Annotated in this window: 25 protein-coding genes; 9 read left to right on the plus strand and 16 right to left on the minus strand. The window is 69.1% G+C overall.

Annotation, left to right across the window (positions count from 1 at the left end; genetic code table 11):
- Positions 1-40 precede the first annotated feature (40 nt).
- From ACH4DX_RS26235 to ACH4DX_RS26265, 7 genes are all read right to left on the minus strand, one after another.
- Positions 41-805 (minus strand): ABC transporter permease, encoded by a 765-nt coding sequence (locus ACH4DX_RS26235; protein WP_398156958.1) that lies wholly within the window; start codon positions 803-805, stop codon positions 41-43.
- Complete coding sequence (locus ACH4DX_RS26240) at positions 805-1,809, minus strand: ATP-binding cassette domain-containing protein (protein ID WP_398156959.1); 1,005 nt, start codon at positions 1,807-1,809, stop codon at positions 805-807. Before ACH4DX_RS26240 ends, ACH4DX_RS26235 begins: the two co-directional genes overlap by 1 nt.
- Positions 1,810-1,975: 166 nt before the next feature.
- Positions 1,976-2,539 (minus strand): hypothetical protein, encoded by a 564-nt coding sequence (locus tag ACH4DX_RS26245; protein ID WP_398156960.1) that lies wholly within the window; start codon positions 2,537-2,539, stop codon positions 1,976-1,978.
- A gap of 263 nt (positions 2,540-2,802) precedes the next feature.
- Positions 2,803-3,156: a hypothetical protein gene (locus tag ACH4DX_RS26250; protein WP_398156961.1), complete on the minus strand. Its 354-nt coding sequence runs from the start codon at positions 3,154-3,156 to the stop codon at positions 2,803-2,805.
- On the minus strand, positions 3,146-4,930 hold the full coding sequence (locus ACH4DX_RS26255) for a hypothetical protein (RefSeq protein WP_398156962.1): 1,785 nt from the start codon (positions 4,928-4,930) through the stop codon (positions 3,146-3,148). The genes ACH4DX_RS26250 and ACH4DX_RS26255 overlap by 11 nt, the downstream gene beginning before the upstream one ends.
- A 229-nt stretch (positions 4,931-5,159) precedes the next feature.
- On the minus strand, positions 5,160-5,930 hold the full coding sequence (locus tag ACH4DX_RS26260) for a class I SAM-dependent methyltransferase (RefSeq protein ID WP_398156963.1): 771 nt from the start codon (positions 5,928-5,930) through the stop codon (positions 5,160-5,162).
- A 180-nt stretch (positions 5,931-6,110) separates the two neighbouring features.
- The gene (locus ACH4DX_RS26265) at positions 6,111-7,136 is read right to left on the minus strand and encodes an SGNH/GDSL hydrolase family protein (protein ID WP_398156964.1); all 1,026 of its coding nucleotides are present in this window, start codon (positions 7,134-7,136) and stop codon (positions 6,111-6,113) included.
- Positions 7,137-7,573: 437 nt separating this feature from the next.
- Between ACH4DX_RS26265 and ACH4DX_RS26270 the strand changes: the two genes are divergently transcribed.
- Positions 7,574-8,893, plus strand: coding sequence for an SGNH/GDSL hydrolase family protein (locus tag ACH4DX_RS26270; RefSeq protein ID WP_398156965.1), 1,320 nt, complete (start codon positions 7,574-7,576; stop codon positions 8,891-8,893).
- On the opposite strand, the gene ACH4DX_RS26275 is transcribed toward ACH4DX_RS26270, so the two are convergent.
- A complete protein-coding gene (locus tag ACH4DX_RS26275; RefSeq protein ID WP_398156966.1) occupies positions 8,880-9,482 on the minus strand; it encodes a TetR/AcrR family transcriptional regulator in 603 nt (200 codons plus the stop codon). The genes ACH4DX_RS26270 and ACH4DX_RS26275 overlap by 14 nt on opposite strands.
- 90 nt (positions 9,483-9,572) lie before the next feature.
- Here ACH4DX_RS26275 and ACH4DX_RS26280 point away from each other — a divergent pair, with 90 nt between their 5' ends.
- Entirely contained in the window at positions 9,573-10,586 is a 1,014-nt protein-coding gene (locus ACH4DX_RS26280; protein ID WP_398156967.1) for a saccharopine dehydrogenase, read from the plus strand.
- A gap of 365 nt (positions 10,587-10,951) precedes the next feature.
- On the opposite strand, the gene ACH4DX_RS26285 is transcribed toward ACH4DX_RS26280, so the two are convergent.
- The 3 genes from ACH4DX_RS26285 to ACH4DX_RS26295 all read right to left on the minus strand — a co-directional run bounded on the left by ACH4DX_RS26285 (position 10,952) and on the right by ACH4DX_RS26295 (position 11,912).
- On the minus strand, positions 10,952-11,314 hold the full coding sequence (locus ACH4DX_RS26285; RefSeq protein ID WP_398156968.1) for a hypothetical protein: 363 nt from the start codon (positions 11,312-11,314) through the stop codon (positions 10,952-10,954).
- 125 nt (positions 11,315-11,439) lie between these two features.
- A complete protein-coding gene (locus tag ACH4DX_RS26290) occupies positions 11,440-11,616 on the minus strand; it encodes a hypothetical protein (protein WP_398156969.1) in 177 nt (58 codons plus the stop codon).
- A 152-nt stretch (positions 11,617-11,768) separates the two neighbouring features.
- Positions 11,769-11,912: a hypothetical protein gene (locus tag ACH4DX_RS26295; protein WP_398156970.1), complete on the minus strand. Its 144-nt coding sequence runs from the start codon at positions 11,910-11,912 to the stop codon at positions 11,769-11,771.
- A gap of 801 nt (positions 11,913-12,713) precedes the next feature.
- On the opposite strand from ACH4DX_RS26295, the gene ACH4DX_RS26300 reads away from it, so the two are divergent.
- Positions 12,714-13,358, plus strand: a complete 645-nt coding sequence (locus ACH4DX_RS26300; RefSeq protein ID WP_398156971.1) for a hypothetical protein — start codon at positions 12,714-12,716, stop codon at positions 13,356-13,358.
- 165 nt (positions 13,359-13,523) lie between these two features.
- Here the strand turns inward: ACH4DX_RS26300 and ACH4DX_RS26305 are convergent, their stop codons facing one another.
- Positions 13,524-14,135, minus strand: a complete 612-nt coding sequence (locus ACH4DX_RS26305; protein WP_398156972.1) for a dihydrofolate reductase family protein — start codon at positions 14,133-14,135, stop codon at positions 13,524-13,526.
- Positions 14,136-14,441: 306 nt separating this feature from the next.
- Positions 14,442-15,215: a polysaccharide lyase family 7 protein gene (locus tag ACH4DX_RS26310; RefSeq protein WP_398156973.1), complete on the minus strand. Its 774-nt coding sequence runs from the start codon at positions 15,213-15,215 to the stop codon at positions 14,442-14,444.
- A gap of 560 nt (positions 15,216-15,775) precedes the next feature.
- Between ACH4DX_RS26310 and ACH4DX_RS26315 the strand changes: the two genes are divergently transcribed.
- Entirely contained in the window at positions 15,776-16,249 is a 474-nt protein-coding gene (locus ACH4DX_RS26315; protein WP_398115156.1) for a carboxymuconolactone decarboxylase family protein, read from the plus strand.
- 160 nt (positions 16,250-16,409) lie between these two features.
- Positions 16,410-17,333: an RNA polymerase sigma-70 factor gene (locus ACH4DX_RS26320; protein ID WP_398115154.1), complete on the plus strand. Its 924-nt coding sequence runs from the start codon at positions 16,410-16,412 to the stop codon at positions 17,331-17,333.
- A gap of 330 nt (positions 17,334-17,663) precedes the next feature.
- On the opposite strand, the gene ACH4DX_RS26325 is transcribed toward ACH4DX_RS26320, so the two are convergent.
- Together ACH4DX_RS26325 and ACH4DX_RS26330 are read right to left on the minus strand one after the other, a co-directional pair.
- Positions 17,664-18,815, minus strand: coding sequence for a homoserine O-acetyltransferase (locus ACH4DX_RS26325; protein WP_398116087.1), 1,152 nt, complete (start codon positions 18,813-18,815; stop codon positions 17,664-17,666).
- Positions 18,812-20,173, minus strand: coding sequence for a bifunctional o-acetylhomoserine/o-acetylserine sulfhydrylase (locus ACH4DX_RS26330; RefSeq protein WP_398156974.1), 1,362 nt, complete (start codon positions 20,171-20,173; stop codon positions 18,812-18,814). Before ACH4DX_RS26330 ends, ACH4DX_RS26325 begins: the two co-directional genes overlap by 4 nt.
- A 523-nt stretch (positions 20,174-20,696) precedes the next feature.
- On the opposite strand from ACH4DX_RS26330, the gene ACH4DX_RS26335 reads away from it, so the two are divergent.
- The 3 genes from ACH4DX_RS26335 to ACH4DX_RS26345 all read left to right on the plus strand — a co-directional run bounded on the left by ACH4DX_RS26335 (position 20,697) and on the right by ACH4DX_RS26345 (position 22,320).
- Positions 20,697-21,011 carry a hypothetical protein gene (locus ACH4DX_RS26335; RefSeq protein ID WP_398156975.1) on the plus strand — a complete coding sequence of 105 codons (315 nt, stop codon included), beginning with the start codon at positions 20,697-20,699 and terminating at the stop codon, positions 21,009-21,011.
- 328 nt (positions 21,012-21,339) lie between these two features.
- Positions 21,340-21,597 carry a hypothetical protein gene (locus tag ACH4DX_RS26340; protein WP_398156976.1) on the plus strand — a complete coding sequence of 86 codons (258 nt, stop codon included), beginning with the start codon at positions 21,340-21,342 and terminating at the stop codon, positions 21,595-21,597.
- 471 nt (positions 21,598-22,068) lie between these two features.
- The gene (locus tag ACH4DX_RS26345; protein ID WP_398115149.1) at positions 22,069-22,320 is read left to right on the plus strand and encodes a hypothetical protein; all 252 of its coding nucleotides are present in this window, start codon (positions 22,069-22,071) and stop codon (positions 22,318-22,320) included.
- Positions 22,321-22,996: 676 nt separating this feature from the next.
- Here the strand turns inward: ACH4DX_RS26345 and ACH4DX_RS26350 are convergent.
- Positions 22,997-24,679, minus strand: coding sequence for a SpoIIE family protein phosphatase (locus tag ACH4DX_RS26350; protein WP_398156977.1), 1,683 nt, complete (start codon positions 24,677-24,679; stop codon positions 22,997-22,999).
- A gap of 1,054 nt (positions 24,680-25,733) precedes the next feature.
- On the opposite strand from ACH4DX_RS26350, the gene ACH4DX_RS26355 reads away from it, so the two are divergent.
- Positions 25,734-25,965, plus strand: a 232-nt coding sequence (locus ACH4DX_RS26355) for a hypothetical protein (protein WP_398156978.1), incomplete at its 3' end; no start/stop codon positions are given.

The raw sequence follows: 25,965 nt of genomic DNA on the forward strand, positions 1-25,965 counted from the left end.
CGGTCACCTTCACGTGCGCTTCCGGCAGGAGCGGTCACCCTCACGTCCGCTGCGTGTACTTGGCCCGCGCCCGCAGGAACCCGAACAGCGTGAGGCCGACGCACCAGCCGACGGCCTGCATCGCGGGGCCCGCCGACGGATCGCCCGCGAGGAGCCCGCGCAGGGTCTCGGTGATCGGGGAGAACGGCTGGTACTGAGCGAACTGACGTGCCCCCGCACCCATGTTGTCGGTCTGTACGAACGCGTTGCTCAGGAAGGGGAGCATCATCAGCGGGACGACGGCGAAGCCCGCGTTCTCCGGTGTCTTCGCGCCGAGCCCGAGCGCGACCGTCAGCCAGCCGATCGCGAACAGCGCGAAAAGGACCATCCCGAGCACCCCGAGCCACTGGAGCGGGTTCGCGTCGGGCCTGAAGCCCATCGCCAGGGCGATGAGGACGATGCACACGATCGACGCCAGGCTGCGCAGCACGCTAGCGACCACATGGGCGACCAGCACCGAGCTGGGGGAGACGTCCATGACCCGGAACCGGTTGATGATGCCGGTCGCCATGTCGGACTGCACGGCGATCGCGGTGGCGCTCACGCCGTACCCGATCGTCATCATGATCACGCCCGGTGTCGCGTAGTCGATGTAGTCGACGCCGCCGACGTCGAAGGAGCCGCCGAAGACGTGGACGAACATGAGCATCATGACGATCGGGAAGAGTACGGCGTTGAACAGGGCCGTGGGATTGCGCAGCGTGTGCCGGAAGTTGCGCTGGAGCATGGTCGAGAAGTCCGCCAGCGAGGCCGCCATGGCGCTCATCACGCGGTCACCGCCGTGTTCGTGTCGTCCGAGTGCTCCGTGCCGGGTGCCTCGCGTGTGCCGCTCGTGCCACCCGTATCACCCGCGCTGCCGGTGAGGGCGAGGAAGACGTCGTCGAGGTCCGGTGTGTGCAGGGACATCTCCTCGACGTCGACCGCGTGTTCGTCGAGGCGGGCGAGCAGTGCCCGGTACGTCCTCATGCCGCCGTCGCCGGGGACGTGCAGGCTCAGGGTGTCGTCGTCCCGGGTGGCGGTCGGCAGGACCACCGCCCCGGCGTCGAGTTCCCGCCGGTCCCGGAAGCGCAGCCGGATGTGGCTGCCGGGCACCTTGCGCTTGAGCTCCGCGGGGGTGCCCTCGGCGACGATCCTGCCGCGGTCCAGGACGGCGACGCGGTCGGCGAGCTTGTCGGCCTCCTCCAGGTACTGCGTGGTGAGGAAGATGGTCACGCCGTCGGCGACGAGTTCCCGGACGATGGCCCACAGGGTGAGGCGGCTGCGCGGGTCGAGCCCGGTGGTGGGTTCGTCGAGGAAGATGATCCGCGGTCTGCTCACCAGCGTCATGGCGAGGTCGAGCCTGCGGCGCATACCGCCGGAGTAGGCCGCCGCGGGCTTGTCCGCCGCGTCGGCGATGTCGAACCGGTCGAGCAGTCGCTCGGCCGCCTCCCGGCCCTCCGCCTTGGGCAGGTGCAGCAGCCTCGCCGTCATCAGGAGGTTCTCCGCCCCCGTGAGGAGGTCGTCCACCGCGGCGAACTGCCCGGTGACCCCGATCGCCCTGCGCACCGCCCTGGTCTCCGTCGCCACGTCGTGCCCGGCGACGACGGCCCTGCCCGCGTCGGGGGCGAGCAGCGTCGTCAGCACGTTCACCGTGGTGGTCTTGCCTGCTCCGTTGGGCCCGAGCAGGGAGAAGACCGTGCCCGCCCGGACGTCCAGGTCGATCCCGTCGAGAACGGTCTTGTCCTTGTAGGCCTTGCGCAGCCCACTGGCTGCGATCGCTGTACCAAACATGGCCGCCATGCTCGACACCCGCGTTGACACGGGGCGGTCCCCGTCCTGACACGACCCCTGATATCACTCCTGACACGGCCCCTGACACGGCCTGGGAGCGGCTCCCGGCCCGCTGTCGCCCCCGGTGGCACCCGCCGCGCCGCCGCCGGGAACGGTACGGCGAGTGTCACCGAGAGCCCTGGAGGTACCGCACAGCCGTTTCGGCGATCGTTCGTACGTCGGCGTCGGTGAAGTCCTCGTCGTCGCGCACGAAGGCGTCCACACCGTAGGAGCGACCATCGGCGGCCTTGAAGCGGATACTGACGGTGTACACGGTCGCCGTGATGCGGTGCAGATATTCCATGCTGTACCCGGAAGCGTTCTTCGCCTTGAAGGGCTTGGGCCCGGTGCGTTCTTCGACGTTCCCGGCCGCGCGGATCAACTCGATGGACTGCCGAGGCGTCGACCCGGCCAGGTCGAAAACGCGGAGGGAACGCATGACCTCGGGGCCGTCCAGAACGAGGTAGCGGGCCTCAAGGATTCCATCCGTCTTCTCCGCCACCCGCCTCCATCCTTTGGGCACGGCTGTTCGCAGGCCCCCCTCGACGCGTTCCAGACGGTAGCCGTCGGGAGCGGCGGAGAGGTCGATGGCGGGTGCCGACGGGGTGACGCGGTCGGACTTCTCACCACTGGAGGAGCGCAGGAACGTCAGGCCGGCGACGAGGGCGACCAGGGCGGCTGCGGCGGCCACCGTCCACAGAACACGGCGGCCGGGTCCACGGTGCCTCGCGGACGTGGGTGGCTCGGTGACGCTCGCGGACGTGGGCGGCTCGGTGAGGGGAGACCGGGACGGGACCGGCCGACGGGGCGCCGGCCTGCGCGGGGGGAGGCCCAGGCGGGGCCGGGGAGGAGGGTGGGCCGTGGACGTCCTGCCGTGGTCGGAACCGTCCTCCCACCGCTGGGCATCCTCGTTCCACCGCGTGGTCTCTCGGGCAGCGCGTCCCTCCGGCCCGTTCACAGCAGACCGGCGAGGGTTCCCGCCGAGGTCAGCACGGTGGTCAGCGAGGCCGCGTCGGTGAGGAGTTCGCGCAGGCGCCGCAGTCGGCCCTCGTCCGCGCTTCCCGTGCGGGTGATCTCGTCCTCCGCGTCGGCGAGGGCCTCGTCGAGTTCCGCGGTCTGTTCGGGCGCCTGCCTCCTGGACAGGTCGGCTCTCAGTTCCCGGAGGGCGGTGAGCAGCCGCTCGGTGCCCTCGTCGCGGGACGCGGGGGCCCCGTGGTAGCTCCTGGCGTGGGCGTGGCTGCCGACGGCGAACGTGCTGTTGGACACATCGCCGATGCTGACGTGGGGCTGCGGCTCTTCACCGGCCATGGGGCGCGGACCCTCCCTGCGGCGGTGTCCACCCGCCGCGCGTCGTGGTGGCGTGCACGGTCGCGGTGGCCCGGGCGTGGTCGCCGATGGCGAACGTGCTGCCTGCCACCGCGTCGACGTTGACGCCACCGTTGCTGATGTTGATGACCTTCTGGACGAACTCGTCGGTCTGGTAACCGGCTTCTCGGAGCGCCGTCCTCACCCCGTACGCGATGCGGTCCTGCACGCTCTTCAGGTAGCGGTCGACGTCCATGGACTGGAACAGTGAACCGCCCGCCTCCGCGCCGAGTTCGCGTACCGACAACGCCGGTCCCTCCGGCGGCCCTCCGGCGAACTCGCCGGTGAGCCGGCGCCAGCCACGGGCGGCGCGCCGGCCGAGCGTGACCAGTGCCTGGCCGGGGGCGTTGGCCGTGCTGGTGAGGATGTGGACCGTCTTGCCGAGGACGTTCTGGTCGATGAAACGGTACGCCTCGTGGGAGGCGTCCTTGAAGTCCGCGCGTACGGGAAACAGCACGTGCGGGGCCACCTCCAGCATCAGCATCCGGCCCTGGGTGTGCACCCGTACGAAGACGGTGACGACCAGTTCCTCCTCCCAGCCGGCCACCCTGATCCGCAGGAAGTGCCTGCGCTTCTCGCCGCCCTCCTCGAGTGCGCGGGTACGGTGCAGCTCGAACGAGCGCTCGTCGTACGGCGCGTCCCCACGGTGCAGCATGCCTTCCACCGGGAGGAACACGCACTCGTCGATCTCCAGGTGGCGCAGCCGGTCCCGGACGGCCCCACCCTCCCGCTCGGACGACTCGGCCACCTCACGCAGTTGTTCGAGGAACGGACGTACCGCGGCCAGGACCTTCCTGTTCCCGATCGGCTGCCTCTCCTTCGCCGGATCGGGCCGCAGCTCGACCGCGAGGACCCAGGTGTCGTGCGCGGTGCCGGCACCGCAGAACGGACGCGCCTCGTGGTACATGACCAGCGGGGCGTGCTGTTCGAGCCGGATACGGTGCTTGAGCAGCTGAAGCCGGCGCCCGCTCTTCCGCTCCGCCGGGTCGCGGGCCGCGTCGGGGAAGCGCTGCGGGGACAACTCGTCCCGCAGTACGCGGGTGAAGTGTGCTTGCTGCCCGGTGGCACACCCCGAGATCGCCAGCAGGGTGGCCAGCGCGAGCCACGCTTGCAGCACGCCGACCTCTTTCGGCCCGCTGTCCGGGATCAGGGTCTTCACGGGGCCGGGCATGAAGTCACGGAAGTTCGCCAGCATCTGGCTGTACGGGCCGCCCGCGTCGGCTATTCCGAGGCCGATGGCCAGGCTCGTGAGCACGAGATAGGTGAGGAGAACGCGGCCGATGAAGCGGAGCGCGAAGGCGAGCAGGCGCCGACGTCCCCTCGGAGCTTCGGCAGTACCCCGTACCCGGCGTGCGAGGGTCAGCAGCAGCCCGGGAAGGACCAGGAGCAGCAACCACCAACCGGCCCACATGAGGCCGAGCGTCAGAGCCCCCAGCACGCTCCAGGCCCACGCCAGTTCCACCCGTCGGGCGCGCATGGCGTGGGCGAGGACCCGAGCGGCGTCACACCCCAGGGCGGGCGCCGCGACCCGATGCTCCATGAGGTAGAGCTCGTCGACGACCTGGTCCCTGTACTGCGTGTCCAGATACGTCCCCGCGCACAGCAGGCGGGTGGCCTCACTCGCGTAGGGGGCGACCACCTGTGGCGGTGGGGTGGCTGTCCGGGGCTGGGGCTGGGGCTGGGGCTGCGGCGGCACGCGGGCGGTACCGGTACCCATGGAGCTCCTCCGTGCTCTGGCCTGCCTCGGCACAGGGGATCCCGTGACGGGGCGCGTCGAAAGAGCATCAGCATAGGGCGACGGGCAGCCAGGACACGCTGCATTCCTCGCGTACTTCCAGTCAACTTCCGTACCCCGCAGGGGGGATGTTTGCGACGCCCCTCCCGGACCGCCGCCCGCGAATGCGTGCGGGGCGGGGCCGGGGCGGGATTATGCGGCCGAGGCGGGACTATCGGGCCGGCCGTTGGAGGCGCAGTGCGTGCTGGTCGTGACGGAGGACGTATTCACCGTCGCGGTTGCGCAGGTGCTCTCGGACATACGCCGCGACGGCTCCCCGGTCGGGAGTGGGCGCGCCGGGAACGCTGAGAAGGAAGTCGGCGACGGCGACGGTCTCGTCCAGGTCGCCGCTGCGATAGCAGGCGGGCACGGTGTCCAACTCGATGCCGCTGACCAGACCGGGCGGCAGCGCGCCCACTTCCTCGACCAGCTCTCTCAGATCGAATTGGGCGCCGGTGAAGTGCCGCACCATGCGCATACAGGCCGCATCGGGATCTTGCAGCAGGACGACCAGGAGGCCGCCCGGCGCCAGCCACTCCATGATGCGTGACACCGTCGCCACCCATTGGCCGCGCGGGACGTAGTACAGCACGTGGGAGAGCAGGACCAGATCGGCCCGCACCTCGATCGTGGCCTCCATGACGGGGTCACTCACCACCTCGGCCTGCGGACACGCCGACTCCAGGACACGCCGCATCGGCTCGCTGGGCTCGATGCAGACAGTCCGTTCGAAGTACGGGGCGAGGTAGCGCGTCGTCGTACCCTCGGCGGCCCCCACGTCCAGCAGTACCTGCCGGGCGGGAAGCTCCTTCAGGATGCCTCGCAGGTAGGCGTGCGTGTTGACTTTCTCGTCCGTTCCGGCGAGGAATCGCGTAAAGGCCCGCCGGTACGCGTCCTCCTGCGTACGCAGCGTTCCTGCTTTCCCGGCCTTCTGCGATGTCACGTCTACGGTCCTTTCACGCTGGTAGCGGGTGCGGGTGCGGGTGCGGGTGCGGGTGCCGGTGCCGGTGCTGGGTCTCGGGGTGTGGTGCGGTGAGGCCCCAGGTTGTGGGCCTGGGGCCTCGGGGAGCGGCTGACGCAGTTCAGGGTCTGCGGTCGTCCGGATTCGGGACTGTGGGCCCGGTCAGCGGTTGAGGACCGTCTCGATCTTGTCGGCCACGTGCTTGGCCTGGATGTCGCGACCCTTCTCGTTGGGGTGTGCGTACCACGGGATGGGCTGGTCGAAGAGGGTGAGCTTGGAGTTCTCCAGCAGGCCGCCGATGCCCCTGTTGGCGCCGTCGCACGCCGTGTTGCTCCCGGTGGCGGCGTAGAGGTCCACGAAGTCGGCGCCGTTGTCCGCGGCGACCTGCTTCATGCGGTCGTCCAGCCGCTTCTGCACAGCGTCCAGGATGGGCAGCGCGTCCTGGGGGACGTCGGCGAACGGCAGTTCCGTCTGGCCGGGGGCCGCGGTCAGGCACTTGGTCGTGTTCTTGGGTACGAGCCTTGGATAGCCGACCAGGATACGCTCGGCGTCCGGAGCGAAGTAGCTCGTACGCTGGAGCATCTGATCCAGGTCCCCTTCGGCCTGATCGAGCTTGTAGTCCAGCCATGCCTTGCCGTCCTGCGACTCGAAGAAGTCCTTGCACTCGCCTGCCGGTTGGTCCGGGTCCACGGGCTCGCCAGGCAGAAGAGAGGGCTGCCGGAGCTTGTCGGAGCACTGCTTGAGGATGCTGGTGAAGCCCAGCGTGTTGCCGCCCATACCACCCACGACCAGCCGGGTGTCGGCCTTGAGCGCGTCCTGCTGCGCCGAAAGCGTCCCGGCACCGAAGGGCAGTTGCTGCTCCTGCCAGAAGTGCTCGACCAGCGCGCCGCCGCAGGAGACGTCCGACTTGACGTCGAGGGTGATGTCCTTGTTCTTGAGACGCCGGGCGGCGACGGTGGGGTAGTTCTCCGTGGCCTGGAAGCACCAGCCCCTCTCGCTGTCCGTGTTGTTCACGGGAGAGACGCCGAAGTTGGCGGTGTAGGAGTCGCCGAAGAAGACGGTCGGCACCGGGTCGGCGGGCGCCGCGGCGGCACCGCCCGCCGGAACGCCGAGCGCCAGGCAACTGCCCAGCGCGACGGCCGCGGCGGCCAGCCGCCGCGACCGGGAGGAGATCGTCGTCTTACGCATGGCCGAAGGCATGCTTGTGCCCTTTCGTCGGGACCACGAGGAAATGAACGGAACACTCCGCTCTCGACCCCGAAGGTGGCAGACGACCGAGCCCAGGCGACATGAATGACCCGTCAGGTACCCCGCAGGAGGTACGCAGCTCCCATTCCTCACACGAGTGGTGAACGCGGCGCCAACTCGAGTACCGGCGCGCGCCGTTGCCCACCCACTGCGTCGCGCGCCGCTGCCGGGTCTGCACGCGCGCCGCTGCCGGGTGGCGACCGCAAGGCGCGGTCCACCCAATGGCATGGCTGGACCAAGCTCACCCCCTGTTGCCTTGGACCGGCTAGCCCCGGGTAGGGCCAACCCGAAGACGCATCCGGGGGCCAGCCCCGCTGATCTCCGGCTCGAAGGACGCTGAGATCTCCTCATCACCCTTTTCACCGAGGAGATCCCTGATGCACACAGCGAAGCCGTGGCTGCGGAAGAAGAAGGGACGACGAGGCATGCTCGCCGTCGGCACGGCGGTGCTCACCGCGCTCGTCGTGTCGGCGACAGCCGTGGCACACGAGGGCGCGCGGCAGCAGCCGCGCGCCACCGACGGTCCGGTGTGGACCGGGGCATGGGGCGCAGCCGTGCAGCGGCCCGTCGAGGGCAGCAAGGACTGGGGGCCCAACTGGTCGCGGCAGGGATTCACCGACCAGTCCGTACGCCAAGTGGTCCGCGTGACAACCGGCGGTTCGACGTTACGAATCAGGCTGTCCAACTCGTACGGGACCTTGCCGCTGCGGATCACCGCCGCGACCGTCGGCCGGTCCGCAGGCGACGCCCAGGTCTGGCCAGGTACAGCACGCGAGCTGACGTTCGGCGGGGCTCAGGGCACCACCATCGCCCCGGGCCGTGACATCGTGAGCGATGCCGAAACCCTGAGCACCTCCCCGCTGGAGAAGCTGACCGTCACCCTGTACTTCGCCGACCGTACCGGTCCGGCCACTTTCCACCGGTTCACCACCGCCACCTCCTACCGCGCCCCCGGACGCCATGTGACCGACTCCGGCGGCGACGCCTTCAAGACGTCCACGAACGCCTGGTACTTCCTGAGCGGTGTGGAAGTGTCCGGCGCGGCCTCCCCGCAGCGTGGCACCGTGGTCGCCTTCGGGGACTCACTCATGGACGGGACAGGAGCCACGCCCGGCGCCGACAACCGCTTCACGGACAAGCTCGCCGAACGCCTCGCTGCCGCCCGCCGCCCGCTGGGCGTAGTCAACGCAGGCATCGCCGGAAACCGCATCCTCAACGGCTCCCCCTGCTACGGGGACAAGGCCACCGACCGCTTCCGGCGCGACGTACTCGACCGCCCAGGCGTGCGCGCGGTGATCATTCATCTGGGCGGCAACGACATCGGCGCCCCCGAGATGGGCGACCCCTGCATGGGCCCCGCACCCCACGTAACCGCGCACCAGATCATCAAGGCCCACAAAGAGTTGATCCGCGCCTCCCACACCCGAGGTGTCAAGGCCGTCGGCGCGACCATCCTGCCCATGAAGGGTGCCCTCTTCCCCCTCTACAGCGAGCGCGGCGAGAAGGTCCGGGCCGCTGTCAACCACTGGATGCGCACCAGCGGCGCGTACGACTCCGTCCTCGACGTCGACCGAGCCCTCGCCCACCCCACAGACCCCGCCCTGCCCCGCCCCGGCTACGTCTTCCAAGACGGCCTGCACCCCAACGAAGCCGGATCCCACGCCATCGCCTCCGCAATGAACCTCAACGCCCTGTGAAGCCCTCGCCCTTGGCGGCGAGGCCGCCCAGGATGAGGTCGGTCAGCGCGGTGACGGCCTCGCCGAGCGTCGTCCGTCCTCGGTTCAGTTCGGCGGCGATCGCCTCGGCCGCGCCGAGCGTGCCGACGCAGCCCAGTCGGAGGGCTCGGGGTGCGAGGCCGGAGTAGGGCAGCAGCGCCGCCGCCATCAAGTCCGTGTAGCTGTCCGTCGACTCGTGCTGGACCGCCTCCATCTCCGGGTTTCCTTTCAGCGCGGCGGATACGGCGCTGAGCTCCGGCATGTCGGTGGCGCAGGTGAAGTAGGCGGTGCTGATGACCCGGGCGATCTCACCCGCGCTGGGTGTCGCGTCCTGCAAAGCCTGGGTGATCGCGGCCCGGTGCCGCTCGTCGAGTCTGCGGTGCAGAGCGAGCAGCAGGCCGGGGCGCGTGGCGAAGTGGTCGTACGCGATCGGTCGGCTCACCCCGGCTTCCTCCGCGAGCGTGACCAGCGTCAGGCCGTCGGCGCCGTGCGCGCGCACGATCGCCACGGCGGTGTCGAGCAGTTGCTCCCGCCTGGCCTGCTTGGACAGGCGGGCCGGTGTGGTGGCCATGGTCCCCCTTGTGTTCGTACTCCAATCTAGGCTACAAAATGTAAGTTACAAAATGTAGCTTCTAGCTTCCTGATGCGAGAGGAACCCGCCATGGGACATCCGACACCAGTACTGATCTTGGGCGGTACGGGTCAGGCGGGCGCGCGGACCGCCGCCTTACTGCGTCAGTGGCATCCGGAACTGCCGCTGACGATCGCGGGCCGTGACCTCGGCCGCGCCCGGCGGGTGGCCGACGAACTGGGCACCGCGACAGCGGTGACCACCGATCTGCGGCGCGGCGATCTCGGCCTCCCGGCCGATCACCGCTACTCGGCGGTGATCGCCGCACTGTGGGACGACCACCTGAACGGACTGCACTACGCACAGCGGCACGGGCTGCCGTACCTCAGCATCTCCAGCGCCCTGACGGACATCGCACCGGAGGTCGTCGCGGGCTCCCACCGGACAGGCGCCGCGCCGATCCTGCTGGCCAGCCACTACTGCGCCGGAACCGTCGTCCTCGCGGCTCTGCACGCGGCCCGGCAGTTCGACCGGGTCGACACGCTCCGGATCAGTGCCGTCCTGGACGACCAGGACACCGGCGGGCCCGCGGGGAGAGCGGATCTGCTGCGGTGGTCCACCGCGACCTCGGCGGGAATGGTGCGCCGGGACGGAGTCTTCACCTGGATCAGCGGCCCCGACGCACAAGCGGACGTGCGCAGTACCGATGGCACCGTTCTGCCCGCCCAGAGCATCGCCATCCTCGACGTACCGAGCCTTGGCCTCGCGACGGGCGCGCCCCACGTCCGCTTCGACTTCGCCGTCGGTGAATCCGCCGGCCGACGCCGTGGCGAACCTCCTTCCTTCGAGGTCCGGATCGACATCGAAGGCGCCGATGGAGAAGGCGCCGCGATCAGTACGAGCAGCTATCTGGTCCACCCGGCGGGCCAGTGCCCCTTGACCGCACTCGGCATCGCACTCGGCACCGAGCGCCTGCTCGGACTGCGCGGCGACGCCGTCACGCCGGGCATCCACACCCCCGAGGCGCTGCTCGACCCGGCCTATGCGGTGGAGCGGATGGCGGAGGCCGGAGCCGTCTTCATCGACGCGCCCGGCGACAGCTGACGCAGGTCCGGGCGTCGTCCTCCGCGGGCGCGCCGGTGCCAGGCAGGTGAGGGCCGATCGGTCGGGCCCGTCCAGTTGCACATGGACGCGTTTGGCGTTGCCGCTGAGTCGGCCGGTCAGATAGGACGGCTGCCTCACTGATACGGCCGTCCCGGCCCAGGCCCCAGGCTGGCCCGAGCAGCGTAAGTTCCACAGCTGATGAAGGGCACTCTCCACACACCAACCAGGAGGAAAAGCGTCCCGGAATTCGGCTTGGAGCGTTGCGGATGCCGCCTTCCTGGAGGAGCGGCACCTCAAGACCACCACCGTGCACGCAGCCGACGAGGAGACGCGGGACCTCGCCGCCGAGTTCCGCCCGGCGGCGGTCAGGCGCCCGCGAGCATCGCCACGGGGATCACGAGGATCGACATCAGGGCGAACGCCGTCCGCAGCCATGCCGCGCGCGAGCCACGCGGCGTGAGCCAGCCCGCCGTCAGGCAGCCGACGCCGCCGAGCACCGCGAGGACGTAACGGGACACCACATCCTGATGGGCCTGTGACGAGGCGTCGCCGAGCTCCGCGTCGAGGGCGACCACGTACCAGCCGAGCGTGAGGAGCAGCAGCACGACCAGCGTCGCCAGAGCGAGACCGAGGACGCGCGGCGGGTATGGGTCGTGGTGCGCGGCGGCGTGGTCGGCGTTACGCGCGGCCCACTCGTGGCGGGACTCCGTCTCGGTGTCGGTGTGCATGGAGCGAGTCAACCCGCGGGCGCGCGGCCGGCACCTCGGTCCGCGTACTCAGGTACGTACTCAACATCGGCGTCCACGCCAACGCGAGCGGCACGTACGAGACGCCAGTGCGCGATGCGCGCAGCTCATGCACACGGGCCGACCCGTGAGTTGTAGTCGTAGTTGTCCGGCTTGTTGCGCTGCGCGGCTGCGTCGGCCCGCTCGTCGAACCCGGGCACCCCGGTCGCCCTCTGCGGATCACGCTCGGCTGCGACGCCGATCGTGTGGGCAGCTTCCCGGTCGCCCGGTGTCTCACGTCCCATACCGCCACCCTCGCCCTGCACCGGTGACCGGCCACCGGACTGGACGCGCCACGCCACGAACTGTCGTACGCTTTCGTTCCGCCGACTACTAGGGCTGGTGTCGGGTGTCGATGAAGCGCACGTTCGGGCCCTGAATCGACGTCTGAACGCCCTCACTTAGTAGCAAGGCGTGCGAAGCCGACGGTGCCTGCAAACACCACCGCGGCCACGATGTCTGCCCAATCACGCCCTGCCCACCAGCCCACCATCGAGCCAACGAAGTAGCCCAGGGCCACGAGGAACAGCATGCTGGTCACGGCGAAAACGAGTAGGCTCGTACTGCCGGCACGGCGCGGTGTGTCTCCGACCGGCTCTGGCTCCTGCATCGTCGCGGGTTCCCTTCTCATCCACCTCATCGTGCCACGCACGTCGGTAGCCTCGCAGGGCCACAGACCTAGCGCAGTGGTCTGAGGCGGCTGCGTTCGATGATGCTCTCGGGTCATCTCACGGTCTTGCCCAGGTCGTAGCGGGTGGCGGGCCATCGGTTTTTCGAGCGAAGGGGCGCCCTAGGGCCGGGAGTTGAGGGTCTCGGTGCGCGTGCAGGACAGTCGGCTCTCCCGCTCGTGCGCCGAAACCGTCCAAGGCCGGGCCCGGCCGACCGTCGGACTCGAAGAACTGCCGCCCGGCCCTCTGCCATGACATGGGCCGAATCCTTGCGACCGGCGAGACATACAGCCGCCACACTCACCACCAGCTAGGCACCAAACCTCGACGTGTCCCCGGGACTGCGAGCTGACGGAAAGTCACCCCTGTCCGACGCCGGAGCCGTCAAGCAGGATGGCACCATGGATGCCACCGGACGCCAACCCCCTAGAAGACCTCGTGCACCGGAATGGTGAGCTCTTCGAACTCATCGAAGCCGTCCGGTATGACGACCCGGCAGCGACCGTCACCTTCGCCGTCTGCCAGCGGTGGTTGCACCCCCTGCGAGCGCCGCCGGAACCCGGCCTGGCAACGGACGGACGCTGAACGACTAGCTCACGATTTGGCGGTGCCATGATGATCAGGAGCGTAATCGGGTGCTGAAGTGGTCAGGGGCAGCTCTTTTCCTCGCGCTCATGCTCGGGGTGATCATCTACCTGTGTACCGGCCCGCTCGAAAGGGCGGACCAGACCGCAAGCGTGGTCAGTTCGTTGGCCGCACTCCTGGGAGTGCCTCCCGCCGCTGTGGTCTTGTGGCAGTTGTGGCACAGGCGTCCGGTGACCAGCCGGTCCGTGTTGGAGGAGGCTGCCGGGCAACTGGCGTTGGCGTTGCGTAACCAATGGGATGCCGAGGCCGCGGTGCGGCGGATCAACGACCCCTACCCGCTTCCGGTGGCTTGGCAGCCCGCGGACAGTGAGCTGCAAGAACACTGGCCGCATCTAAGAGAGTTGGCTCGATCATGGCCGGGTGGGCCACCCGGCGACCCGGCCCGCTGGCCTCAGGATGCCTCAGGGTTGGCTGGCCAGGGCGCTGCGATCGGCGAGATGTTCACCGATCGAGTCCCCACCCGCCGGCTGGTCATCCTGGGAGAGCCGGGATCGGGCAAGAGTGTGCTGCTGATGCGACTGTTACAGGACCTGCTGGCCCGCCGGACCGACGGCGATCCTGTGCCGGTGCTGTTCTCGCTCGCTTTTCGACTGTCCGACGCCTGTCCTGTCCGTCGGGCATCTGAGAGGCCTGCCCGAGAGACTCGTCAGGCGGGCCCATGGACGACGAGGTGACTTCACTCTTGTTCAAAGATGCTGGCCAGGACGTTGTCCTCCTACCGGTGCCCAGGTGCCCGCCAAAAGGACGGCGACCGCAAAGGTCGCCGTCCCCGGTCACTCAAGAAGCCGACTGTTCGTTGTGGGATCCGCAATCGAACTGCGCGAGGGCCCAGTTGCCGCTCAGCGGGCGTCGCGTTTGCGGTAGCGGATATGCGTGGTCAGCGGTGAGTGGAGCACCTCGATGGGCTCGAAATCGAAGGTCTCGACGCCGTCGAAAATGCGCTCGCCGCTGCCGAGTAGAACGGGTGCGATGTCGAGGGTGAGTTCGTCGATCACGCCGGCTTTGAGTGCCTGTCGAACCGTCGAAGCGCCACCGGCGATGTCCACACCCTTGCCGTCGGCGGCTTCCAGCGCCTGCGCGTAGGCGGCGTCGAAGCCTTCGGTGACGAAGTGGAAGGTGGTCCCTCCCTCCATCTTGATCGGTTCGTGGGCGTAGCGAGTGAGCACGAAGGCCGGGGCGTGGTACGGGGGCTCGGGGCCCCACCATCCCTCCCACGACTCGTTCCACTCGCCTCGGATCGGCCCGAACATGTTTCGGCCCATGACGTAAGCGCCACGCGGGCGCATCAGCCAGCTGTTGGCCGTCTTGTCGGCCTCGGTCGCGCGCGGGTCGCCGATGTGCCAGCCGTGCAGCTCTTGGCCGCGCTTGCCCAGCGGATCGTCTCGGCTCTGCTCGGGGCCTGCGACGAAGCCGTCGAGAGACATCGACATGTGGCAGGTGGTGTCGGACATCAGCTTCTCTCCGAAGTAACAGTTGCCGGTTGTCGTGCGGTCATCCAGCCGCACGACACACGTACAGACTGACAGAGGCGACCGAACTCATCGCGACATCGCGAAGCAGTTGGAGGTTTGGCTGCCACACGATCAGACGGACACTCGCCGTGGCCCCTGCATGAGCCTGACCCCGACCGGCAAGGGCCGTATCGACGGTGCCCCAGACGATGGTGGCCGCAGTGGATCCGGCTGAACCCGGTCCGGAGTCACCGGTGCCGGGGTCGGGGGTGCCGAACCGGGGAGGGTTGCGGTTGCAGAACCGACTCAGGAATGGGCGACCTGCAACTTGTAGACGCTCACCTGCCCGTAGTTGGAGCTGCCGCACGGAGAGGAGTTGCCGCAGTTGGCCTGGGTGTAGGCGCCGGCCTTGAAATAGTTTCCGGACGCCGTGTGCGAGATGGTCGTCTGGAGGACGCCGTTGTAGTAGGCCATGATCTTGCCGCCGCTGACGACGAACTTGCCCTCGTAGACGGTGTTCAGCGCGTAGTTACTGGTCACCAGCTTGTGATGACTGTCGTCGCCCTTGGTGATGTAGAGATTGGTGCCCTCCAGACGGAACGTGGTGACGTCGTCGCTGCCGTCGTGGATCTGAGCGCCGACGACCTGCGGCTTGTCGGCGGGGAGCTTGTTGAAGGCCTCCCGGAAGGTGAGGGTGTGCGTACCGGAGGTGGCGGACCATGCGGCGTTCGAGGTGCCGTTATTGGTCATCTCGCGCAGTTCGGAGCGCGGGTAGCTGGATCCCGACGTGGTCACTCCGTTCACGGCGGCGCGGAACTGCACGCCCGTACAGGCGGAGTTCACCCTGAACCAAGGGTCCGAGGAGAAGGTGGCCAGCGCCGGCTGCTTGATCTCGGTGGGCGACTCCGCGGCCCCCGTGGGCAGGGTTACCTTCCAGTTGGTCAGGTCGAGCTGTTGAGCGGGGTAGTCGCACGGGGCAGCCGCCGTGGCTGCGCCCGCTGTGAGGAGGGGAGCGGTCAAAGCGGCCAGGGCGGAAAGCGTGGTCACGCCCGACGTGGCGATCTTGCGAGTTCGGCTCATGTTTCCTGCCTCCCTACGGTTGTCTGTCGGATGCCTTCTTCAGCAGTCAGCAGTCAGCAGGGGCGCGAGGGCTCTTACGCGTCACCGAAGGACTGTTGTCCACTGCCGGTATTCCGACCGAATCGTTCCGTACAGTAGTTGGTGCAACTCTCGTAGCGGAAGCGGTAGTTGCCGGGCCGCCGCCGTGTGTGGATACCGCCCAGGTAGCGCGCGATGGGAGGACGTGAACAGGTCGCCGACCGCGCCTACCGCATCGACCGGACCCGGCCCGTCCAGGTCCACAGCCTGCTCGCCCAGGGCACGGTCGAAGGCCGCATCACCGGACTCTGTACGGTCGAACGCCGCATCGTCGGACTCTGCACGACCAGGCGAGCCCTCGCCAACGCCGTCCTCACCGGCGGGGCGCACCGACCAGGTGGTCATCTGCGATTCAGGGCTGCCGATCCACCTCCGAACCCCCCGGCACCAGGGAGACGCGGGTCACACACGTCCGTGTCACAGGGCGTGGAGCCACCTCGTCTCAGGGGTTGTAGCCACGGACGACCACGGAGGAGCACACGATGGACGCGCGACTGAACTACTTCGCCGGCCCGAACCCCGACAAGGCCCTCAAGCACCTCGTGTCGGCGGGCAGGGCGCTCAAGGAATCCCCGCTGCCGGCCGCGACGCGGGAGTTGGTGGCGCTGCGCGTGAGTCAGATCAACGGCTGCGCCGTCTGCATCGACATGCACACCAAGGAGGCCGCCGCTGCCGGGGAGGCCCCGGTGCGGCTGAACCTGGTGGCGGCGTGGCGGGAGGCCACGGTCTTCACCGAGGCCGAACGCGTCGCGCTGGAGCTGGCGGAGCAGGGGACCCGGGTCGCGGACGCGGCCGGCGGGGTCAGCGACGAGGTCTGGGCGCGTGCCGCCGAGCACTACGACGAGGAGCAGCTCACCGCCCTGGTGATCCTGGTGTCCCTCATGAACACGGTGAACCGGCTGAACATCATCACCCAGCAGCCGGCCGGCGACTACGAGGTCGGGCAGTTCCACTGAGCAGTCGTCGGCAACCGGCCCGGGCCGGGGCCCGGGCCGTGGGCTCTGGGCTCCCGGCCCGCGGGGGCCTTGCTCTGCGTCGCCGATGGACCGGAAGATCACCAAAAGATGCCCGCGCCGACCAGTACGGTCGGGCGGGAGGACTGCGAGGGGGAGTCGCGTGAGCAAGGTCGAGGAGTTCCAGGAGCTGCGGCCGCTGCTGTTCTCGATCGCCTACCGGATTCTGGGCAGCGTGGGAGAGGCCGAGGACGCGGTGCAGGAGACCTGGCTGCGCTTCGACGGCTCGGCGACGCGGCCCACGTCGACCAAGGCCTTCTTGTCCGCCACGGTGACGCGGATCTCGATCGACGTGCTGCGCTCCGCACGGGTGCGGCGGGAGGCGTACGTCGGGCCGTGGTTCCCCGAGCCGCTGCTCACCGATCCCTATCAGGATCCGGCACGCTCGGCGGAGCTGGCCGACTCCGTGTCAATGGCGGCGCTGCTGCTCCTGGAGCGGCTCAGCCCGTTGGAGCGGTCGGTGTTCGTGCTGCGGGAGGTCTTCGGCTTCGGCTTCGACGAGGTCGCCGCGGCGGTGCAGCGGTCGGAGGCGGCGTGCCGACAGTTGTTGGTACGGGCCCGGCGGCACATGCAGGCCGGACGGCCGCGGTTCGTGGCGGACCGCCAGGAGCGGCAGGAACTGGCGCAGCGATTCTTCGACGCCCTCCGCGAGGGCGATGTCGTCGGCCTGCGGGATCTGCTCGCCGCCGACGTGTCGATGGTCGGGGACGGCGGTGGCAAGGCCCCGCAGCTCGCAAGGGCCGTCATGGGCGCCGAGAACGTGGCGCGGCTGCTCGCCTCCGTCCTCCCCCTGATGGCCCGGATCCACGTGACCTTCGAACCGCACGAGGTCAACGGCCAGCCCGGAGCGATCTTCCGCGACCGGGACGGCAAGGTGCTCCACACCTTGGCCCTCGAGGTGCTGGACGGGCAGATCCAGACCATCCGCTCGGTGATCAACCCCGACAAGCTCGGCCACCTCGGGCCGGTCGCTGACGCCTGGGCTGTCGACCGCGAGGTGAAGCGGGCCCGCCGACGGGCGAAATGACCTCAGGGCTGGCGTGCGTCGGCTCGTTCACCGGTAGCTCATGTCGGCGGCCGCCAGGTGGGCGGCTGCCAGGTGGCCGCGTCCCACAGCTCGTACGCCGCCTCGCGGAACAGCTCGTACGCCGCTTCGCGGGTCAGCTTGCCCGCGGTGAGCCGACGCCTGTAGTTCTTGGTCCGCGCCGCGATGGCGGTGCGGGATGACCAGTCCCGTCCGGGCGGTAGTGGAGAGGGTCCATCCGACCGCGGCCACGTCTCCTACCCGATGAGTGCAGAACTTGTTCACCATGTGAGCCCGACCCGGTCGGCAGTCACGGCAAGCACCGTTGCAATACTAGCCGATGAGTTCGCCCACGAGTGCGGCGACTTGTTCCCCTTCGATGAGGAAGCCGTCGTGGCCGTACGGGGATTCGATCACCCGGACGTGATCCGCGTGAGGGAGCCCGGCCGCCAGCTCCGTCTGCTGGAGCAGCGGATAGAGGCGGTCCGAGTCGACGCCCGCCACGAGGGCCGTAGCCGTCACACGACTCAGGGCGGCCCGCGTACCGCCTCGGCCGCGACCGACGTCGTGACTGTTCATGGCCTGTGCCAGCGTGACGTAGCTGCCCGCGTCGAAGCGGCGCTCAAGCTTGGCGGCGTGATGGTCGAGATAGGACTCGACCTGGTACCGGCCGCCGTTCCAGGGATCCTCCGTGCCCTGCGGGGTGCGGCCGAAGCGGGCCTGCAACTCCCGTTCGCTGCGGTAGGTGACGTGGGCGAGACGACGGGCCAGGCCGAGTCCCGCGTGCGGGCCCAGTCCCGGCCCGGCGTCGTGGTAGTCGCCGCCGCGCCAGTGGGGGTCGCCGCGGATGGCGTGGATCTGGATGTTCGCCCAGGCGATCTGCTCCGCGCTCGCCGCGGCCGCTGTGGCGAGCAGCAGGAGCGCCCGCGTCCGCCCCGGATGCGTGATGGCCCATTCCAGAGCCCGCATGCCCCCCATCGAACCGCCTACGACCAGGGCCCAGCGGTCGATGCCCAGCCAGTCAGCGAGGCCTGCCTCGGCGGCGACCTGGTCACGTTGCGTCAGGTGGGGGAAGGCTCCGCCCCAGTGGCGTCCCTGCGGGGAGAAGGACGCAGGACCGGTGCTGCCCTGGCAGCCGCCGAGCACGTTCGGAGCCACGACGAACCAGCGGTCCGTGTCCAGCGCGCGCCCGGGGCCGACGAGCCCGTCCCACCAGCCGGGGGTGGGGTGCCCGGGTGCGGCGGGGCCCACCACGTGGCTGTCGCCGGTCAGGGCGTGCAGGACAAGGACCGCGTTGGACCGGTCAGGAGCGAGCCGCCCCCACGTCTCGAACGCCAGCCGCACGCCCGGGAGTTCACCACCGGCTTCCAGGGGAAGCGGTGCGTCACGCTCGTACCACTGGCGACGCCCGGGCGGGTCCCCCTCCCGCCAGGCGCCGGAGGCCGGCGGGAGGGGGACCTCGGACGGTGCCGGTGCGGTGTTCAGGACGCGGCCTTCGCCGCGCGGAACCCTGCCTCCAGGTCCGCCTTGAGGTCGGCGAGGTTCTCGATGCCGACCGACAGGCGCACCAGGCCGGGGGAGGTGCCGGTGGCCGCCAGTTCCTCCTCGTCGAGCTGGCTGTGCGTGGTGGACGCCGGGTGGATGATGAGGCTGCGCACGTCACCGATATTGGCGAGGTGGCTGAAGAGCTCCACGGCGTCCACGAACCGCTTGCCCGCCTCGGCACCGTCCCGCAGCTCGAAGGAGACCACGGCGCCGGCACCGTTCGGCAGATACTTCTGCCCCGCCTCGTACCACTTACTGGACTTGAGGCCCGGATAGTGCACAGCGGCGACCTCGTCCCGCTGCTCCAGCCACTCAGCAAGGGCGCGTGCGTTGGTGGAGTGCCGTTCGATCCGCAGACTGAGTGTCTCGACGCCTTGCAGGAGCAGGAAGGCGGAGTGCGGGGAGAGAGCGGGGCCGAGGTCGCGCAGCAGTTGCACGCGAAGCTTGACGGCGAACGCCCCCGGACCCAGCGCGGCCCAGTACCGCAGCCCGTGGTAGCTGGGGTCGGGCTCGGTGAAGCCCGGGAACCGCTCGGCGTGCGCCCCGAAGTCGAAGGTTCCGCCGTCCACGACCACGCCCGCGATGGCCGCGCCGTGCCCGCCGAGGAACTTGGTCGCCGAGTGGACGACGATGTCCGCACCGTGCTCGATGGGCCGCAGCAGATAGGGGGTCGGGATGGTGTTGTCCACGATCAACGGCAATCCGGCAGCGTGCGCCACGGCCGCGACCCCTCGTACGTCGAGCACGTCGCCACGGGGATTGCCGAGCGTCTCCGCGAACAGGGCCTTGGTGTCCGGCCGGATGGCCGCCCGCCACGCGTCGAGGTCGTCCGGGTCGTCCACGAAGGACACCGTGACGCCGAGCCTCGGCAGCGTGTGCCGAAACAGGTTGTACGTGCCGCCGTACAGCGACGTACTGGAGACGATGTGGTCGCCGGAGCCCGCCAGTGTCAGGATCGCCAGGGTCTGCGCCGCCTGCCCGGAGGAGAGCGCCACGGCCGCGACCCCGCCCTCCAGCGCCGCGACGCGCTGCTCGAAGACGTCCTGGGTGGGGTTGTGGATACGGGTGTAGATGTTGCCGGGCTCGGCCAGCGCGAACAGGTCGGCGGCGTGCTGGGTGTCCCGGAACACGAACGACGTCGTCTGGTAGATCGGCGTCGCCCTGGCTCCGGTCGTCGGGTCGGGCACTGCCCCGGCGTGGACCTGCTTGGTCTCGAACGACCAGGCCGAGGTGTCGGGCCGGGCGGACGGCTCCTCAGGGGTGTGGCCGGCGGTGACGGAGTCGACGGGCTGGCTCATGGTGGTACTCCCTTGCGCGGATGGCGGAGTTGCCCTCGTTTTGCGGAGTTGTCCCCTGATACGGAGAGGGGAGAGGGGAGAGGCGCGAAAGAACCACAGGACTGTCTGTCGCGCCCGGGAACCCGGGCAGCGGTCAGCCCTGTGCGGTGGGAAAAGATCTGTTCAGTGCCGGAGCGCGGACTCAGCTCACGGCAGGACAACCCATGGTGGTGACACGCCCGTAGTCAACGTGGCGGCGGGTCACGAGCAAGGTCATGGAGCCAGATAACCATATGGGGGTGCTCACGCGCCAGCACACGACAGTCGTCTCACCGGCTGGAACGCACGTGAATACACCACCCCTGATTTCAGGGTCAGCGGTTGTCATGCATGCCCGTATCGGCCGGGCGGCGACGGGCACGGGGGGGCAACTGTGACGGCGTCAACCGCGGCTGCGACTGGGCCACCATCAGGGCAGATGGTTCCAATCTCAACCCACCACGCCCGCCAGTCGGGGCTGGTGGGGTTCCCGACCGACGTGCCTGTGCCCGAAATCCTCGCCGACGCCGACTACCAGGACCTGGGCGCGCAGAGCGGCGGCCGGGTGGTGCCACCCCCGCATCGCAAGTTCAAGCAGAACGCCCCCGACCGGTACGAGGAACTGTACGAGCGCCAACACCAGGCGCATCCCTCGCGTCGTATCCGGGTTGAGCGCGGCATCGCTCGCCCGGCTGCCCTCACGCGGACGCGCATCAGGGCGCGGGCTGTTTGCCAGATAGCGCTGGATGCCGCGCACCGCCATCCGCAAGTACCCCACCAACTCATCCCGCTCCGCCCGCCAGGTCGCGGGGACCGGTGACCGCGGCGTGAGGTGATCACGCCACGCAGCGCACGCCGGGTTCACCACCGGCCCCTTGACCAGCACCGCGGCGGCGAAGACGCCGGAATGCGCTGCCAGCCTACAAAATTCGCCCCGCTCGTCTCAGGGCTGAGGCTCCGCCAACGCCGGGACGATGAGCCCGGCCAGGGCAACGGCGGCGGACGCCCCAAAGGCTCCGCAACCGGCCACACAAAGCCCACCCCTACCAGCTGCGTGGCCCGGGGTGTCCAATGATCGGCTTTGACCTTGCCCGGCTCTGACCGTGCTGGACCGGGAGATGCGGCGGCATCTCGGAAAGGGTCTGGCGGTGACTGGTCCGCTCATCGACCCGCACGTCATCGACCGGGCCCTGGGCCGCCGTGCGGGCCCGCGCACTCTGGAGGAGACCTGTGCTCGCTACCGTGTCCGGCATCAAGCCGACCGCGGCCCGGGCGAGGACGCGCTCTCCGCCGCCCGGCTGGCGTGGCGGCCGGCCTGGGTCCATCCGGCCGCGGTGGGACGACTGACCCGGCGGAACGACATCGCCAGCAGGTCGACTGGGCCGAGCAGCGGGCCACAGGTCTGACCCGCGCCTGTGGCCGCGGATCGTCGCACAACATCATTTCCTGCATCCGCGACCAGGTCAGCTACCTGCTAGCTGACACCCTGCGGGCGCGCATCGACCGGCACTGGTGGGAAAGGCGGGTCACCGCACTGCGCCCCGCAGTTGGGATCGGGCCCGGCACACTGAATGGAAGGCTTGCATTCCCTATTTCGCCTACCTTTAAACGAGCGGCCTGATTCATGCTGCCGGAGTTAGCCTGAAAAGTAGAAGTGGAGGGAATTGCCATACGACATCATGGATGACTGTGTGGCTGATCCAACCGGATTCAGTCTGGGGTACCGCTTTGGAGGGGAACGGATGCCCGTAAAATACCGTCAGGTCATAGCAAGGATCGCAGTGATCACGGGAGCGGGGGTGCTGGTGACTACTTGCATGGTGGCTCCGGCTGCTGCCTCGGGTCCCGAACCGGCTTCCACGGCGAAGACTCAGGACGTGACCGTCCAGGGCGGCTGGGTCTCGACGTGGATCAACGGGAACGTCAGGTACGGGCCGTCTACCGACTACGACATCAACTACGCGGTAGGCAGCGGATTTACCTCCTACGGTCTCTGCTGGAAACACGGTGGCTGGGTCAGTGCCAACGGCGTCGCCCATGACAAGTGGGTCAAACTCTCCGACAGTGAGTGGATCTGGGGCGGTCTGCTCAATGGCGATGACACGGGCGGCGTCACCAATACCTGCTGACCCCAGCTGTCTTACCGGAAAGCCAGTGCTGGGCCTGGGTCCCGTGTCGAAGGGGCCCAGGTCTGCTGCAATGCCCGGCATGCCCCGCATCTCCGAACCGTCGTAACCCGTGTGCTCCAACCAGCTCTGGCCGGCCACTCGAGATCCGGGACCCCTAACCGCCCCTTCGTGCGGGGGGGGGGGCAAGTACAGGTGACGAGACCGGTGGAGCCATTGTGGACGCCGTCACCGGCCCCGTAACCGCCCCGCGCATACTGCTCCTCGAACGTACGACGACAGTGGGCGCCTGCGGTACACTGGCCGCACCACCACCCTGCCCAGCTCAGCAGGCGCCACCGTCGGCGCACTGCTGGCCGCGACCCGTCCCGGACATCCCTGGGCGGGCCGCACGTTCTCCGCCGGATGGAGAAGCCGCGACACCCTCAACACCACGCCGGTGCAACCAGAGCCGGTGGTAGAAGTCGGCCTCGATGTCGCCCGCGACGCCTTCGGTCGCTGGAGACACCCCGCACGCTTCCACCGCGCACGCCTCGACCTCTCTCCTGCCGACGGCATGCAGTGGCCTGCGGGTCACGGGCGCGGCAGGCGCTGAGCCGAAAACCCGCGGGACTACCCCAATTGGGGAAGCCCCGTTCAACTAGGCCGTTTCCTTCGGATCATCCGAAGACGACGCGGTTCAGGTTGAGGGGGCCGCGACCGGAGGTACGCGGAGGGTGAGCACGGCTACGTCGTCGTCGTTGTCGGAAGGCCGGGCTTCCATCAGGGCGTCGGTGAAGCTCTCCAGCGGGTGGTGGGCGAGGTGTGCGGCGTGGCGGCGCAGTCGTTGCAGTCCGTCGTCGATGGAGTGGCCGGGGGACTCGATCAGTCCGTCGGTGTAGAGGACCAGTGTCGACAGGGGCGGCAGTGTGCTGGTGGCGTCGGTGCGGCGGATGCCTGCCTGGGCGCCGAGCAGGATGCCGTGTCCGCTGGTGAGGTAGCGGGCCTGGCCGTCGTGGGTGACCAGCAGGGGAGGCGGGTGGCCTGCGTTCGTCCAGTGCAGATGCCACTGTCCGCCGCTCTGGAGTTGGAGCCTGCCTAGGATCATCGTCGCCATGCCGACGTCGGTGATGTGGGGCAGGGCCCGGTCGAAGCGGTCGACGATGACGCTCGGCGGTTCTTGCTGGGACCATGCGTAGGCACGCAGGATGTTGCGCAGCTGGGCCATGCCGGCTGCGGCGTCCAGATCGTGTCCGGCGACATCGCCGATGACCAGGGCAAGAGCCCGGTCGGGCAAGTGGAAGACGTCGTACCAGTCGCCGCCCACTTGCGAGGCGTAGGGGGCTGAGAGGTAGCGGGCGTTCATCTCCAGGCCGGGGACGCTGGGCAGTTGGGGCAGCAGGTGGCGCTGCATGGTGTCGGCGACTTTGCGCTGGCGCTGGTAGAGGCGGGCGTTGTCCAGCGCCAGGCCGGCGCGGCGGGTGATGTCTTCGAGCAGGGGGATCTCGGCGGTGGTGAACGGCTCGGGCTGCTTGGACCGGCCCAGGGTGAGTGCGCCGAGAACCTCGCGCAGGCCGCGGACGGGGGCGATGACCGCGGAGTGCATGCCGGTGGCATCGAAGAGTCTGCGCTGTTCGGTGGCGATGTGGGTGTCGGGCGGGCCTTGATACGTCTGCGGGGTCGCCAGGGTGGACCCGGCGCCGCGCAGCGCCCGGGACAGCGGCAGCGGCGAGGTCTCGGGGACGGAGAGCAGAGTCCCTTGCAGGTCCTGTCTGCGGGTGATGCGCCCTTCGTCATCGTGGGCGACGAGGGTGCGCTGGACATGGCCGCTCTCGGTGATCAGGTCGACCACCACCCAGTCGGCCAGCATGGGGACGACCAGCCGGACCAGCCGGTCCAGCGCCTCGTTGACATCCAGGGTGGCCGTCAGCTGCGTGGTGGTCTCGGCCAGCAGCGCCAGCCGCTCCAGCTCGGGGAGCAGCCCCGCATGAATGGTGGACACCGGCAGGCAGACACCGGCCGGATCGTACTCGTGGAAGACCACCAGTGCCCCGGTCTCCTGGTGGGTGAAGCGTAAGGGAGTCACCAGCCAGGACGCCGGCAGCAGTGAGCCGTCCCCGCGTGCGAAGAAGCCCTGCTCCTCCTGGCGTACCTGGCCGGCGATGAAGGCTTCCATGATCGAGCACTGGCTGCGCGGCATGCGCATTCCGTTGGCCTGCCGGTGAAGAAGATCGTGCGCGTCCTGCCCCAGGGCATCGTCCGCGCTGAGGCCCAGCAGCATCTCGGCCTGCGCGTTCATGGCCACGAGAGTCCAGTCGGCATCCACGGCGTAGGCCCCGGCGCCCAGCCGGTCCAGCGCCTCACCCAGCAGACGCTGAAGCATCACCAACCGCTCACGAGGGCTCACCGAACCCGCCGCACCACTCATCCCCGCACCTCCACGCTCCGGAAAAGCCAGTGCGCCCGGCGCCCGGCCCCAAGCCGGGCGGCGGGACTGGTCGCGGCACCGGCAACCACGCAAGGACATGGCGCTGGCGCTGCTCAGGGACAGCTGGGTAACAAAGGAACGGTACACCGCGGTTTTCCATGACTACATACCGCACGGAATGCACCTGCACCTGCACCTGCCCGACCGGCCGCACCCCCACCCCGGCCGAAGGCACTGTGCTGCTCCACGACACCCTGCGTCTGAAGCATCGACCAGATCGCCACGATCACCGGAATGGACGACGCCACCGTCGCAGCCTCTCTGGCGGTCGGCCGCCGGGCGGGGTGGACTCTTCCCTCCCGCTGCCTTTCTGGCGGAGGCCCCGGCGCCGGTAGCGATCAGCGCACAAGGAAGCGGGCGGCTGGACGGAGCAGAGCTCGCAGATGCGGCAGGCGGTGGGCCTACGGCCGGTGGATGAGGTTTGCCTCAGCACCGAGACAGCGCTGTCCTAGGCCACTCAGGTACTTCACGAGGCCGATAGCCGCAAACGCTTTCGGTCGACCTCACGCTGCCTGCCATGAGGCCTGCTAGCTCGGTTCCTTCGGCCAGTCGGCCGACTACCAGGCGTTGCCTGTCCGGACGTGCCTGTTTGCCCCAGCGCAGACGGTCAGGGACTTGTCTGATTCCGGTTGGCATGTGAAGCAAATTCGGGGGAACAACGCAGCTCTCTGTGAAGAAGTTGTGGCAGCGTGTGCGCCTCCAGTGGCCGTTGCGGTCACTGTGACGACTCTTCTCGTGGGGGGAAGACATGTCCAGACGTGCCTGGGGCACGCCCCATCGGCGTGCCCACACAACCGCTCACAGATCAGCCCGTTACGGGTTAGCGGCGACGCTGGTCGCCCTGTCGCTCGCCGCCTCGTCAACAGCCGCGCTGGCGGCCCCGACACCGCCGGACCCCGGTCCGACGTCGGTGTGGGGCAAGCCCAAGGAGCCCTTCACCGTCCCGCCGGTGAAGGTCGGCGAGACCAAGCCGGCGGTACCGGAACCGGAGGGGGAACCGTCGCCGGAGCAGGCGGCCTGGCGGGCCCAGCAGAAGGAACGGGCACGCACCGGCGAGACGACGGCGAAGGCGCCGCCCCGCGTCCTGGGTGAGGTGCCCGCCTACGTGCCCGAGGGCCAGGGCGCGCTCCCCTGGCACGAGATCTCCGACTTCCGCATCACCGACTCCCTCGTGGCGCGGA

The organism is Streptomyces sp. NPDC017940, assembly GCF_044328435.1.
Lineage (GTDB): Bacteria > Actinomycetota > Actinomycetes > Streptomycetales > Streptomycetaceae > Streptomyces.